General features: G+C 68.8%; 13 protein-coding genes. 2 read left to right on the forward strand and 11 right to left on the reverse strand.

From position 1 onward, the window contains the following. Positions 1 to 6 precede the first annotated feature (6 nt). The 5 genes from ACZ5FU_RS18515 to ACZ5FU_RS18535 form a co-directional block, all read right to left on the reverse strand. Positions 7 to 984 (reverse strand): helix-turn-helix transcriptional regulator, encoded by a 978-nt coding sequence (locus ACZ5FU_RS18515; protein ID WP_451527909.1) that lies wholly within the window; start codon positions 982 to 984, stop codon positions 7 to 9. 130 nt (positions 985 to 1,114) lie between these two features. Further along, positions 1,115 to 1,486, reverse strand: coding sequence for an FKBP-type peptidyl-prolyl cis-trans isomerase (locus ACZ5FU_RS18520; protein WP_073495330.1), 372 nt, complete (start codon positions 1,484 to 1,486; stop codon positions 1,115 to 1,117). Between the two features lie 59 nt (positions 1,487 to 1,545). Further along, complete coding sequence (locus tag ACZ5FU_RS18525) at positions 1,546 to 2,556, reverse strand: FKBP-type peptidyl-prolyl cis-trans isomerase (RefSeq protein WP_451781334.1); 1,011 nt, start codon at positions 2,554 to 2,556, stop codon at positions 1,546 to 1,548. Positions 2,557 to 2,771: 215 nt separating this feature from the next. Continuing rightward, positions 2,772 to 4,133, reverse strand: a complete 1,362-nt coding sequence (pafA, locus tag ACZ5FU_RS18530; protein WP_020117715.1) for a Pup--protein ligase — start codon at positions 4,131 to 4,133, stop codon at positions 2,772 to 2,774. A gap of 9 nt (positions 4,134 to 4,142) precedes the next feature. Then, positions 4,143 to 5,402: an MFS transporter gene (locus ACZ5FU_RS18535; protein WP_468646758.1), complete on the reverse strand. Its 1,260-nt coding sequence runs from the start codon at positions 5,400 to 5,402 to the stop codon at positions 4,143 to 4,145. 118 nt (positions 5,403 to 5,520) lie between these two features. On the opposite strand from ACZ5FU_RS18535, the gene ACZ5FU_RS18540 reads away from it, so the two are divergent. Beyond that, positions 5,521 to 6,534, forward strand: coding sequence for a LacI family DNA-binding transcriptional regulator (locus ACZ5FU_RS18540; protein ID WP_451527906.1), 1,014 nt, complete (start codon positions 5,521 to 5,523; stop codon positions 6,532 to 6,534). 80 nt (positions 6,535 to 6,614) lie between these two features. On the opposite strand, the gene prcA is transcribed toward ACZ5FU_RS18540, so the two are convergent. The 6 genes from prcA to arc all read right to left on the reverse strand — a co-directional run bounded on the left by prcA (position 6,615) and on the right by arc (position 12,757). After that, positions 6,615 to 7,361 (reverse strand): proteasome subunit alpha, encoded by a 747-nt coding sequence (gene prcA / locus ACZ5FU_RS18545; RefSeq protein ID WP_451527905.1) that lies wholly within the window; start codon positions 7,359 to 7,361, stop codon positions 6,615 to 6,617. Between the two features lie 58 nt (positions 7,362 to 7,419). After that, entirely contained in the window at positions 7,420 to 8,265 is an 846-nt protein-coding gene (prcB, locus tag ACZ5FU_RS18550) for a proteasome subunit beta (RefSeq protein ID WP_451527904.1), read from the reverse strand. Further along, the gene (locus ACZ5FU_RS18555; protein ID WP_451781336.1) at positions 8,217 to 8,810 is read right to left on the reverse strand and encodes an endonuclease VII domain-containing protein; all 594 of its coding nucleotides are present in this window, start codon (positions 8,808 to 8,810) and stop codon (positions 8,217 to 8,219) included. Before ACZ5FU_RS18555 ends, prcB begins: the two co-directional genes overlap by 49 nt. A gap of 32 nt (positions 8,811 to 8,842) precedes the next feature. Further along, positions 8,843 to 9,061 carry a ubiquitin-like protein Pup gene (locus ACZ5FU_RS18560; protein WP_363089217.1) on the reverse strand — a complete coding sequence of 73 codons (219 nt, stop codon included), beginning with the start codon at positions 9,059 to 9,061 and terminating at the stop codon, positions 8,843 to 8,845. A 188-nt stretch (positions 9,062 to 9,249) separates the two neighbouring features. Then, complete coding sequence (gene dop / locus ACZ5FU_RS18565; RefSeq protein WP_451527902.1) at positions 9,250 to 10,761, reverse strand: depupylase/deamidase Dop; 1,512 nt, start codon at positions 10,759 to 10,761, stop codon at positions 9,250 to 9,252. 229 nt (positions 10,762 to 10,990) lie between these two features. Continuing rightward, positions 10,991 to 12,757 (reverse strand): proteasome ATPase, encoded by a 1,767-nt coding sequence (gene arc, locus ACZ5FU_RS18570; RefSeq protein WP_451527901.1) that lies wholly within the window; start codon positions 12,755 to 12,757, stop codon positions 10,991 to 10,993. A 245-nt stretch (positions 12,758 to 13,002) separates the two neighbouring features. Between arc and ACZ5FU_RS18575 the strand changes: the two genes are divergently transcribed. Then, entirely contained in the window at positions 13,003 to 13,308 is a 306-nt protein-coding gene (locus tag ACZ5FU_RS18575) for a ferredoxin (RefSeq protein WP_451527900.1), read from the forward strand. Positions 13,309 to 13,321 lie beyond the last annotated feature (13 nt).

Here is a 13,321-nt window from a genome sequence, read left to right on the forward strand (position 1 = left end):
TCCCCCTCAGCCCTTGGCCACGGCGCGCAGCCGGTCCACCACGTCGGCCCGCAGCTCCGCGGGCTCCAGCACCACCACGTCCGGCCCGAACTCCACCAGCCAGGCGTCCAGGCCGTGCCCGTACGGAATCTCCAACTCGTCCCAGCCGTCACCGAGTTCCCGCACCGCCGTGGCCCTCGCCCGCAAGGGGTAGCCGCAGCCGGCGCGCAGCCGGATCAGCGCGCTGCGGTCGGCGGTCTCCCCCGCCCAGCCGGCCACGGTCTCGCGCACGGTGACGACGTCGGGCACGGGCGCGCTGAACGCCGTGCCGCGCGAGCGCACCTTTCCGGTGATGCGGGACAGCCGGAAGACGCGCTCGGCGCCCCGGTCGCGGTCCCAGCCCGCGAGGTACCAGTGACCGCGCCAGCACTCCAGGGCCCACGGCTCGACGTGCCGGGGCTCGGGACGGGCGGCGGTGGCCTTGCGGTAGTCGAAGACGACGGGGCGGCGGTCGCGGCAGGCCAGCATCAGCGGCTCGAACGCGGCCTCGTGGACGGGGATGCGCGGTTCCAGCGCACTGTGCGGCTCGTACGGGTCGACGTCCTCGGGCAGACCCGCCGCGCGCAGTTTCTGCAGGGCGCCGCTGGCCGCGCCGGCGAGCCGGGCCTGCTGCCACACCTTGGCGGCCAGCCCCAGGGCCGCGGCCTCCTCGGCGTCGAGGGTGATGGCCGGCAGCCGGTTGCTGTCGCGGCGGGCGAGGTAGCCGATCTCGCCGTCCAGGCTCTCGACGGTCTCGATGACGAGACCCAGCTCGCGCAGGTCGTCCTTGTCCCGCTCGAACATGCGGTTGAAGGAGTCGTCCGCCCCCGCACCGCCCCTGCCCGGACCGAACGCCTCGACGTAGGCCTCGATGGAGTCGCGCAGCTCGCGCTTGCTCAGCGGCCGCCGCGTCCCGAGCAGACACAGCGCCAGGTTCATCAGCCGCTCTGCCTTGGCAATGGCCATCGATGCCCTTCGCCTCTCCTGTGGTGCTTCCGACGGATGACCGTACCCCTCCGCGGTGCCCGGACAAAAGCCGAGGGCCCATGCCCGGACAGGCATGGGCCCCGGCCGGTCGAGACCGGTCGTACGACGATCAGACCCCGAGCAGGTCGACCACGAAGATCAGCGTCTCGCCCGGCTTGATCGCCGGGGTCGGGCTCTGGTTGCCGTAGGCGAGGTGGGCCGGGATGGTCAGCTGGCGACGGCCGCCGACCTTCATGCCCTGCACGCCCTGGTCCCAGCCCTTGATGACCCGGCCGCCGCCCAGCGGGAAGCGGAAGGGAGTGCCCCGGTTCCAGCTGGCGTCGAACTCCTCACCGGTGCTGAAGGCGACACCGACGTAGTGCACGGAGACGGTCTGGCCCGCCTGCGCCACCTCACCGTCGCCCTCCCAGATGTCCTTGATCTCGAGGTCCGCCGGGGGCTCGCCGCCCGGGAAGTCGATCTCGGGCTTCTCGATGCTCACGTCTTACGCTCCTGCTTGTTCGCGGAAAGGCAACAGCACAGTCTTACATCACGGCGGCGTCACATCTTCGCGAGGATGTCCACCGTGAAGACCATCGTGGAGTCCTTCTCGATGCCGCTGCCGGCCGGCGGCTGGTCGCCGTACCCCAGGTCGGGCGGGATGACGATGACGACACGACTGCCGACCTTCTTGCCGGTCAGACCCTGCGCCCAGCCCTTGACGACCTGCTGGAGCGAGAACGAGGTCAGCGCGGACCGCTGGTACGTCGAGTCGAACTCCTTGCCGGTGTCCCAGATGACGCCCTTGTACTGCACCAGGACGGTGTCGTCGGCCGCGAGCGCCTCGCCGTCCCCCTCGATGACGTAGCCCGACACCAGCTTCTTCGGCGGGTCGGTCTTGGGGATCTCGATCGAGGGCGCCTTGCCGTCGGTGTTCGTCCCCACCGTCGGCAGCGCGGCGTCGTCCTGGGGGATCTTCTTGCCCTCCGCCGAGCTCCTGGCGTTGAAGACGGCCTCGATGTCGAACACGAACACCAGCGTGTCGGTGCCCTTGACGCCCGCCTCCGTGTTGCCCTGATCACCGAAGCCCCAGGTGGGCGGGACGGCGAACTGCACCCGGCTGCCGGCCTTCTTGCCGGTCAGGGCATAGCGCCAGCCCTCCATGGTGCTGCCCTGCGCCAGCTGGGTGAGCAGCGGCGTCTTGCGGTCGTAGGAGTTGTCGAGGACCTTGCCGGTGTCCCAGATCTGGCCGAGGTACTGGGCCTGGATGTAGTCGCCCTCCGCGACGGTCCGGCCGCCGCCCGCGATGACCGTCTTGACGGCGAGCTGGTCGGAGGGCTTGCCGCTGCCCTTGGCGACCGTCGGCTTCTGCCCGAACTTCGTGCCCGCGGTGATGGCCGGCAGCGGCCCGTCGACGATCTTGGGGGCGGGCGCGGCGGAAGGGGCCGAGGCGGAGGGCGACGCGCTGTTGTCCACCTTGCCCGACGAGCCGGACGAATCGTCGTCCCCGCATCCGGCGAGCATGACCAGTCCTGCGGGTACGGCGGCGAGAATGAGTGAGCGTCGGCGCACGGTGGGGGCCTCGTAATCGATTGATCTTGCTGATGGCGTGCGCGCTACCTTACTGACGATTCCGCGCCGGTTCAGGCTCCGGCCCGGTCCCGTTTCGGCCGGGGCCCCGGAGACCGTCCCCCCGGTACGGCACCGCCGGCACGAGAAGGGCGCCGTACGGGAAACGTACGGCGCCCTTCTCACGTTCCGGCATTACCGGAGAACACGGTGCCCGCTCACATTCCGGCGATCAGCTTCTCCACCCGGTCGTCCACCGAACGGAACGGGTCCTTGCACAACACCGTGCGTTGTGCCTGGTCGTTGAGCTTGAGATGGACCCAGTCGACGGTGAAGTCCCGCCGCTGTTCCTGGGCCCGGCGGATGAAGTCGCCGCGCAACCGCGCCCGAGTGGTCTGCGGGGGAACCGACTTCCCCTCGAAGATCTTCAGATCGTTGCAGATCCGGGCGGCCTGGCCCTTTCGCTCCAGCAGGTAGTAGAGACCACGACGGCGGTGGATGTCGTGGTAGGCGAGGTCTATCTGCGCCACCCGCGGGTGCGACATGGTCATGTTGTGCTTGGCCCGGTACCGCTCGATGAGCTTGTACTTCATCACCCAGTCGATCTCGGTGCCGATCCGGTCGAGGTCCTCGGCCTCGATCGCGTCCAGCGTGCGGCCCCACAGCTCCAGGACCTGGTCGACGGTGCCGGTACGGATGCCGCGGCGCTCGACGAAGTCCACGGCCTTCTCGTAGTACTCGCGCTGCACCTCGAGGGCGGAGGCCTCACGGCCGCTGGCCAGGCGCACCTTGCGCCGGCCGGTGATGTCGTGGCTGACCTCGCGGATCGCCCGGATCGGGTTCTCCAGCGTCAGGTCGCGCATCACGGTGCCCGCCTCGATCATCCGCAGCACCAGGTCGGTGGCACCGACCTTGAGCAGCATGGTCGTCTCGGACATGTTCGAGTCACCCACGATGACGTGCAGACGGCGGTAGCGCTCGGCGTCGGCGTGCGGCTCGTCGCGGGTGTTGATGATGGGCCGGGAACGGGTCGTCGCCGAGGAGACGCCCTCCCAGATGTGCTCGGCCCGCTGACTCACGCAGTAGACAGCCCCGCGGGGCGTCTGGAGCACCTTGCCGGCACCGCACAGCAGCTGCCGGGTCACCAGGAAGGGGATGAGGATGTCCGCGAGCCGGGAGAACTCCCCGTGCCGGGCCACCAGGTAGTTCTCGTGGCAACCGTAGGAGTTGCCCGCCGAGTCGGTGTTGTTCTTGAAGAGGTAGACGTCGCCCGCGATTCCTTCCTCGTGCAGGCGTCGTTCCGCGTCCACCAGGAGTCCCTCGAGAATGCGCTCGCCGGCCTTGTCGTGGGTGACCAGTTCGGTCACGTTGTCACATTCGGGTGTCGCGTATTCCGGATGCGATCCCACGTCGAGATAGAGGCGGGCGCCGTTCCGCAGAAAGACATTGCTGCTTCGGCCCCATGACACGACACGGCGGAAGAGGTATCGCGCCACCTCGTCAGGCGACAGGCGGCGCTGTCCCCTGAACGTGCACGTGACGCCGTACTCGTTCTCCAGCCCGAAAATGCGGCGGTCCATGACTGAACATTACGCCCGATCCCCTGAACTGAAACGGGGTTCGACGGCACGGTTCGGATCATTTTCCGATGAAGCCGCAACCACCCCGCTTCCCACGGGAACCGCGAGCACCCGCGCCGTGGCCAGCAGAACCACCGACGCCACGGCACCCGCCGCACCCGGCACCGCGAAACCCCACCGGGCACCGCCCGCCTCGACGACCGGACCCGCCACGGCCGTTCCGAGCGAGTGACCGACCGTGAAGGTGGTCACCAGCCAGGAGAACGCCTCGGTGACGGTGCCCCGCGGCGCGTGCCGGTCGATGAGGACGAAGGCGCAGGCGAGCGCGGGCGCGAGGAACACACCCGCCAGCGCGGTGAGCGCCACCATCGCGACCGCGCCCGGCATCAGCATCAGCGGCAGATAACACAACGCCAGGAACGCCACCAGCACCCGCAGTCGCCGCTCCGGCACACCCACCCACCGCCGCGCCCCGTACGCCACCCCGCCGACGAGCGCGCCGAGACCGAGCGCGGCCATCAGCCAGCCGTACACCACGTCACCGCCGTGGCCGTCGGCGTACGGCACGGAGGCCACCGTGATGGAGCCCAGCGCGATACCGACGAACAGGAAGGCGCCCAGCAGCACGAGCAGACCGGGCGAGCGCAGGGCGCCCAGCCAGTGCGCCTCACGCGGGGCGGAACGCCACGCGCGCGAAGGCGGCGAGACGACCACGGACAGCGCCCCGAGCACACCGAGCGCGTTCAGGACCAGCAGGGCGGCCTGCGCCGACCAGAGCGAGGTGCACAGGGTCACCAGCAGCGGCCCGACGGTGAACATCACCTCCTGCGCCACCGCGTCCATGGCGTACGCGGCATGGACCTGGTCCTCCCGGCGCAGCACCGACGGCCACAGCGCCCGCAGACCCCCCTCCAGAGGCGGGGTGAACAGCCCGGCGGCCGCGACCAGGGCGTGGGCGAGCAGGAGCGGGGCGATACCGGTGAAGGCGAAGGCCCCCATGGCGAGGGCCGCGGCGAGCGCGGCGGGCAGCTGCACGCGCGGCTGGCCGCGCAGATCGACCAGACGGCCCAGCAGCGGCTGCCCGACGGCGTTGGCGACGCCGTACACGGCCGCCAGGGCGCCCGCGAGCGTGTAGCTGCCGCCCTCGGCGCGCACGAACAACACGATCGCGATGGCGGCCGTGGCGTTGGGCAGCCGTCCCACCAGCGTGCCGGCGAGGAGCCGGGCCGCGTGTCGCGCCCTGAGGATCTCCAGGTATCCCGCGGTCATGTCCCGCCTCCGTCGGCTCCCGAGACGGTCGACCCCGTCAAGGTTTTACGTATAACGTCTCTCGGTCATACGTACCATGTGCGCTGTTCACACGTCCAGACGAAAGAGCAGGCCCACGGTGGCACGAGCCAGCACGCGCCCCACGAGCCGCGACGTCGCCCGAGCCGCGGGAGTCTCCCAGGCCGCCGTCTCCCTCGTCCTCGGCGACAAATGGCGCGGCCGCGTCTCCGAGACCACGGCCGAACGGGTCCGCCAGGCCGCCCGCGACCTCGGCTACCGCCCCAACCTGGCCGCCCGCAACCTCCGCCTGGGCCGCACCCGCACGATCCTGCTGGTCGTCCCGGAACTGACCACCGAATTCTTCGCCGGCGTCTACACCGGCGCCGCCCGGCTCGCCGCAGCCCACGGCTTCGGCGTCGTGCTCTACCCCTCCCCCGAAGGCATCGGCCCCGCCCCCGACCCCTTCGCCTCCGCACCCGCCGCCCTGGACGGCGTCCTCGCCTCCTCCATGGCCGCCGACGCCCTCACCGCCATCCGCGGCGACCAACTCCCCCTCGTCATGCTCGACAGCGACCCCCACGGCAGCCTCGGAGCCGCCACCGTCAACCTCGACATCGCCGACGGCGCCCGCCAGGTCGCACAGCACCTCCTCGACCTCGGCCACCGGCACTTCCTGCACCTGGCCTCCGACGTACCCTCCTGGACCTTCGAGGTACGCGCCCGCGAGCTGGCCGCACACCTGGGCACCGTCACCGGCACCACCCTGCGCACCGCCCCCACCCCCATGACCATCGACGGCGCCCGCACCGCCACGGAAACCGCCCTGGACGCCCCCGGCCCCCACCCCACCGCCGTCGTCTGCGACGACGACAAACTCGCCGCCGGCGTCTACAAGGCCGCCCGACGACGCGGGCTGCGCGTCCCCGACGACCTCTCCGTCACCGGCGTGGACGACATCGCACTCGCCGCCGCCCTCGACCCGGAACTGACGACCGTACGCCTGGACGCCGAACTCTTCGGGGAACACGGCATGCGAGCCCTGCTGGCGGTCCTGGAGGGCCGGACACCCCAGACCGCACGGATCCCGGTCCACCTCGTCGTCCGCAGCTCCACGGCCCCTCCCAGGGCCTGAGAGGACACCTCCCGCAAGACGCGCCCGTGCCCCGGCCGGACGACCGGCCGGGGCACGACACCCGTCAGAAGCGGGCCGGGCTACTTCTCGTCCGGCTCCTCTGCGCTCTCCGCCTCCGTCGACGCCCCGTCGGTCTCCAGCAGCCGGCCCAGCTGCCGCCCGACGATCCGCTTGAACTTGCGCGACTGCGGACGCGTACGGTCCAGCACCGCCACCTCCAGACGCTCCGCGGGAATCTCCCGCTGCGTACCGTTGGTGTCACGGGACAGGGCCTGCACCGCGAGCTTCAGGGCCTCCGCCAGACTCATGCCGTCCCGGTGGCGCTGGTCCAGGTAGCTGCCGATCTGCTCGGCGTTGCCGCCGACCGCGACCGAACCGTGCTCGTCCACGATCGACCCGTCGTGCGGCAGCCGGTAGATCTGGTCGCCGTCCGGCGTCTCACCGACCTCCGCCACCACCAGCTCCACCTCGTACGGCTTCTCACCGGCCGAGGAGAAAATGGTGCCCAGCGTCTGCGCGTAGACGTTGGCCAGACCGCGGGCGGTCACGTCGTCCCGGTCGTAGGTGTAACCCCGCAGATCCGCGTAGCGCACCCCGCCGATCCGGAGGTTCTCGTACTCGTTGTACTTGCCGGCGGCCGCGAAACCGATCCGGTCGTAGATCTCGCTGAACTTGTGCAGCGCACGGGACGGGTTCTCACCGACGAACACGATGCCGTCGGCGTACTGGAGCACGACCAGGCTCCGGCCACGGGCGATGCCCTTGCGCGCGTACTCCGCGCGGTCCGCCATCGCCTGCTGGGGTGAGACATAGAACGGCGTCGACACCGGTTATCCGTCCCTTTCTGTGGAAGTCACTCGATCACCTCGCCACGAACCCGGCCCGCTACAGCAGCGCGGCCCGGGGACCGTCCGGCTGCTCGAGACGGCGGGCCAGCACCGAGCGGGCGATCTCGGAGGACTCGTCGTCGGAGAGCCGGCGGAAACCGTCGTCGGTGATCACGGTGACGATGGGGTAGATCCGGCGGGCGACATCGGGACCACCGGTCGCCGAGTCGTCGTCTGCCGCGTCGTAGAGGGCCTGGACCACGAGCGTCGTGGTCTCCTCCTCGCTCAGGTCGTGCCGGTAGAGCTTCTTCATGGCACCGCGCGCGAAGACCGAACCCGACCCGGTCGCCGCGAAGTGGTGCTCCTCGGAACGGCCGCCGGTGACGTCGTAGGAGAAGATCCGGCCCTTGCCGCGGTCCACGTCGAACCCGGCGAAGAGCGGCACCACGGCCAGACCCTGCATGGCCATGCCGAGGTTGGAGCGGATCATCGTCGACAACCGGTTCGCCTTGCCCTCCAGCGACAGCTGGGCGCCCTCGACCTTCTCGAAGTGCTCCAGCTCCAGCTGGAAGAGCTTGACCATCTCGACCGCCAGACCGGCGGTGCCCGCGATACCGACGGCCGAGTACTCGTCCGCCGGGAAGACCTTCTCGATGTCGCGCTGCGCGATCACGTTGCCCATGGTCGCGCGACGGTCACCGGCGAGCACCACACCACCGGGGAAGGTCACGGCCACGATCGTCGTGCCGTGCGGCGCCTCGATCACGCCCTGCATCGCGGGGAGTTGCCGGTTGCCGGGCAGCAGCTCCGGCTGGTGGTCGGAGAGAAAGTCCATGAAGGACGAGGACCCAGGCGTCAGGAAGGCAGCTGGTAGACGCCCGGTGCTACGAGTGTTGGCTTCCACGAAGTTCCCTCCAGGTAGGCGGCTGCCCGACGAACAGCGTCGGGGTCGTCTCCCAACTTGCCGATGGCCGAATTGCAGTTGAAGCACAGTACGCCACGGACCCTACCCGTCTTGTGGCAGTGATCCACATGTACGGCCGGAGCCTTGAGGCAGATGACGCAAAGCCCCTTCTGCGAAGCGACCAGCGCGTCACGCTCGGCTTCGGTCATGCCGTACCGGCGCTTCAGGTGCCCCCGCCTTCCTTTGGCGGCTTTGCATGTTTTGCAACAGGTGGCGAGGCCGTCAGAAGCCGTTGCGTTGCGGTGCCACTCACCGTGCGGCTTGATCTCTTCACAGCTGCGGCAGAACTTGTGACCCTCCGGCGTCTCCACCCGCGGCCGCACGTTCCTTCCCTTCGCCAGCTGTCGGGCCTGGTGATAAGCCGACCAGCACTCCCGGCAGTAGGCCTGCAACCCGTCTCGGGCCGCCGCGTTACTGGCGAAGGCTGCTCGCGGCTTCGATTTCTTGCACCGCGAGCAACGCTTCCCGCTCTCTTCTGTTAACAAGCCCAGCGCCCCCGAAACCTTCGAATCGAAGGCTATTCGCCACCCTTCTGAACGAAACTTCGAACGAAGTCCTCGGCATTCTCCTCGAGTACATCGTCAATTTCGTCAAGAACCGAGTCCACGTCGTCGCTCAGCTTCTCCTGACGTTCCTTGAGGTCGTCCGAGGCCTGCGTCTCCGCCGCCTGCTCCTCGGTCTCCTCGGTGGAGCGCGTCGCCTTCTGCTGGCCGCCGCCGGTGTCCTTGGTCGCCATAACCCTCACCCCGCTCAGTTCGCCCGACATGGTCGACAGGTCGGCATTCCTGCCGATCGGTGATGATCAGACCCTACAAGCCGGGTCCGACATCGGCCCCGCAGTTGCCACAACGTACGGGGTCCATCTCGATGATTCCCGGGCGCGGGGGTTTCCACCCTCGCGCCCGGGTCCGGCCGGGTACCCGTTCAGTGCCCGGACAAGACCCTGACCAGGTCTTCCGCGGTGCGGCAGCGGTCCAGGAGCGCCTTGACGTGATTTCGCGTTCCGCGAAGCGGTTCCAGGGTTGGAACCCGCTGGAGGCTGTCGCGGCCCGGCAGGTCGAAGATGACCGAGTCCCAGGAGGCCGCCGCCACGTCGTCGGCGTACTGCTCCAGACAGCGGCCGCGGAAGTAGGCGCGGGTGTCCTCCGGGGGCTTGCCCACGGCCCGCTGGACCTCGGTCTCGTCCAGGAGCCGCTTGACGCGTCCGCGGGCGACCAGGCGGTTGTAGAGGCCTTTCTCGGGCCTTACGTCGGCGTACTGGAGGTCGACCAGGTGGAGGCGGGCGGCGTCCCAGTCCAGGCCGTCGCGGCGTCGGTAGCCCTCCATCAGTTCGCGCTTGGCGACCCAGTCCAGTTCGCCGGCGAGGCTCATGGGGTCGTTCTCCAGGCGGGTGAGGGTGTCCTCCCAGCGTGCCAGGACGTCCTTGGTCTGGTCGTCGGCGTCCGCCCCGTAGCGCTCCTCCACGTACTTGCGTGACAGTTCGAAGTACTCCATCTGCAGCTGGACCGCGGTGAGCGTGCGGCCGCTGCGCAGGGTGATCAGGCGTTTGAGGGTGGGGTCGTGCGAGACGTGGTGGAGGGTGCGGACGGGCTGGTCGACGGCGAGGTCGACGGCGATGAAGCCGTCCTCGATCATCGACAGGACCAGGGCCGTGGTGCCGAGCTTGAGGTAGGTGGAGATCTCCGAGAGGTTGGCGTCCCCGATGATCACGTGGAGGCGGCGGTACTTCTCGGCGTCGGCGTGGGGCTCGTCGCGGGTGTTGATGATGGGGCGTTTGAGCGTGGTCTCGAGGCCGACCTCGACCTCGAAGTAGTCGGCGCGCTGGCTGAGCTGGAAGCCGTGTTCGTGGCCGTCCTGGCCGATGCCGACGCGGCCGGCTCCGGCGAAGACCTGGCGGGAGACGAAGAAGGGGGTGAGGTGGCGCACGATGTCGGAGAAGGCGGTCTCCCGCTTCATCAGGTAGTTCTCGTGCGTGCCGTAGGAGGCGCCCTTGTTGTCGGTGTTGTTCTTGTAGAGGTGGATGGGCTGGGCGCCCGGGAGGGCCGCGGCCCGTTCGGCGGCCTCGGCCATGATGCGTTCGCCGGCCTTGTCCCACAGGACGGCGTCGCGCGGGTTGGTGACCTCGGGCGAGCTGTATTCGGGGTGGGCGTGGTCGACGTAGAGGCGGGCGCCGTTGGTGAGGATGACGTTGGCGAGGCCGATGTCCTCGTCGGTGAGCTGGGTGGAGTCGGCGGCTTCGCGGGCGAGGTCGAAGCCTCGTGCGTCGCGCAGCGGGTTCTCCTCCTCGAAGTCCCAGCGGGCCCGGCGGGCCCGGTGCATCGCCGCCGCGTAGGCGTTGACGATCTGGGACGAGGTGAGCATGGCATTGGCGTTGGGGTGGCCGGGGACGGAGATGCCGTACTCCGTCTCGATGCCCATTACTCGCCGTACGGTCATGCGGCCCTCCTTGCCCGGCGGCACCCTCGGTCGTGGGCGCCGCTCAGATACCGGTGGTGCTCCGGTGCGTGTGCGGTGCCCGTCCCCGCACTGCGCCCGGCGGTACGGATGAGCCTAGAACGCCTCTGTGCTGGTGGGGAGATCATTTGCGTCATTGCCTGCTCCAGCCGTGGCCCGAAAAGCAGTCGGCTGCGGGTGCCCGGGGAGGGCACCCGCAGCCGCCCTGTTTTTACAGGTACTGTCCGGTGTTCGCCACCGTGTCGATGGAGCGGCCGGTGTCGGAGCCTTGCTTTCCGGTGATCAGGGTGCGGATGTAGACGATCCGCTCGCCCTTCTTTCCGGAGATGCGGGCCCAGTCGTCGGGGTTGGTGGTGTTGGGGAGGTCCTCGTTCTCCTTGAACTCGTCCACGCAGGCCTGGAGGAGGTGGGAGACGCGGAGGCCTTTCTGGCTCTTCTCCAGGAAGTCCTTGATCGCCATTTTCTTGGCTCGGCCCACGATGTTCTCGATCATGGCGCCGGAGTTGAAGTCCTTGAAGTAGAGGACTTCCTTGTCGCCGTTGGCGTAGGTGACTTCCAGGAAGCGGTTCTCCTCGGATTCGGCGTACATGTGTTCCACTGCCGTCTGGATCATGCTTTCGACGGTGGTGGTCCGGTCGCCGGCGTGTTCGCCGAGGTCGTCGGAGTGGAGCGGGAGGCGTTCGGTGAGGTACTTGCCGAAGATGTCCTTGGCCGCTTCGGCGTCCGGACGTTCGATCTTGATCTTCACGTCGAGCCGGCCGGGGCGCAGGATGGCCGGGTCGATCATGTCCTCGCGGTTGGAGGCGCCGATCACGACCACGTTCTGCAGGCCTTCCACGCCGTCGATCTCGGCGAGCAGCTGCGGGACGATGGTGTTCTCCACGTCGGAGCTGACGCCGGAGCCGCGGGTGCGGAAGAGGGATTCCATCTCGTCGAAGAAGACGATGACGGGGGTGCCCTCGCTGGCCTTCTCGCGAGCGCGCTGGAAGACGAGGCGGATCTGCCGCTCGGTCTCGCCGACGTACTTGTTGAGCAGTTCGGGGCCCTTGATGTTGAGGAAGAAGCTCTTGCCGGCGGCCTGGCCGGTGACCTCGGCGACCTTCTTGGCCAGCGAGTTGGCGACGGCCTTGGCGATGAGCGTCTTGCCGCATCCGGGGGGGCCGTAGAGCAGGACGCCCTTGGGCGGCCGCAGCTCGTGCTCGCGGAAGAGGTCCGGGTAGAGGTAGGGCAGCTCGACCGCGTCGCGGATGGCCTCGATCTGGCCGCCGAGGCCGCCGATCTGCTCGTACCCGATGTCCGGGACCTCTTCGAGGACGAGTTCTTCGACCTCGCTCTTGGGGACGACCTCGTAGACGTATCCGGAGCGGGGTTCGAGCAGCAGGGCGTCGCCGGGCCGGATGACGGTGTCCAGCAGGGGCTCGGCGAGCCTGACCACCCGCTCTTCGTCGGTGTGGCCGACGACCAGGGCGCGCTGGCCGTCCTCGAGGATCTCCTTGAGGGTGACGATGTCGCCGACGCTCTCGTACTCCATGGCCTCGACCACGTTGAGTGCTTCGTTGAGCATCAGCTCCTGGCCGCGCCGGAGCTCTTCGAGTTCGACGCCGGGGCTGACGTTCACCCGGAGTTTGCGGCCTCCGGTGAAGATGTCGGCGGTGCCGTCCTCGTTCGCCTGAAGGAAGACACCGAAGCCGGCCGGCGGCTGTGCGAGCCGGTCGACTTCCTCCTTGAGGGCCACGATCTGGTCGCGGGCCTCGCGGAGGGTGCTGGCCAGTCGCTCGTTCTGGGCGGACACGCCGGCCAGGTTGGTCTGCAGCTCGACGATCCGCTCTTCGAGAATCCTCGTGTGTCGCGGAGAGTCGGCGAGCTTGCGTCGCAGGACGGCGATCTCCTGCTCAAGGTAGGCAATCTGTCCGGCGGGGTCGTCGGACCCTCGTCCCGGGCGGATGCCGCGGTTCATGTCGTCGTCGTGGGCTGCCACGGTCCTCACCTCCTCCAAGGGGAGCTGGACGCTTCCAGACCCTACCTGGGTGGGTGTCGATTGAAACCCCTAGATCACAAAGACTGTCGGGGTGTGTCCGATCTTCACCCTTGCGCTCTCCCTCACGCCAGGGGAATACCCACGGAACACGAAGGGAAAGCCGCCGGAGGTAGGGTCGAGGTGTTCAACACCCGTCAGAGCCTGCATCGTTCCCGTACGGCTCGGCAGAAAAATCGGCAGGAGATATGGGCGTACAGCAGGAGGCCGGTGTCGGTGGCGAGGCGCTGGAGGTCTGGATCGACCAGGATCTCTGCACCGGTGACGGCATCTGCGCGCAGTACGCGCCGGAGGTGTTCGAGCTGGACATCGACGGTCTGGCGTACGTCAAGACCCCGGACGACGAACTGGTGCAGGACAAGGGTGCCACGGTGCCGGTTCCGCTGCCGTTGTTGACGGACGTGGTGGATTCGGTGCGGGAGTGCCCGGGCGAATGCATCCATGTGCGGAGGGTTTCGGACGGGGTCGAGGTCCACGGCCCGGACGCCGGGTGAGCGGTTCCGTACC

Source organism: Streptomyces sp. NPDC031554 (genome assembly GCF_055580685.1).

Coding starts and splice junctions, on each gene's coding strand:
- ACZ5FU_RS18560 (WP_363089217.1), bottom strand. CDS start 9,061: ATGGCGACCAAGGACACCGGCGGCGGCCAGCAGAAGGCGACGCGCTCC.
- ACZ5FU_RS18535 (WP_468646758.1), bottom strand. CDS start 5,402: ATGACCGCGGGATACCTGGAGATCCTCAGGGCGCGACACGCGGCCCGG.
- dop (WP_451527902.1), bottom strand. CDS start 10,761: ATGACCGTACGGCGAGTAATGGGCATCGAGACGGAGTACGGCATCTCC.
- ACZ5FU_RS18515 (WP_451527909.1), bottom strand. CDS start 984: ATGGCCATTGCCAAGGCAGAGCGGCTGATGAACCTGGCGCTGTGTCTG.
- pafA (WP_020117715.1), bottom strand. CDS start 4,133: ATGGACCGCCGCATTTTCGGGCTGGAGAACGAGTACGGCGTCACGTGC.
- ACZ5FU_RS18575 (WP_451527900.1), top strand. CDS start 13,003: ATGGGCGTACAGCAGGAGGCCGGTGTCGGTGGCGAGGCGCTGGAGGTC.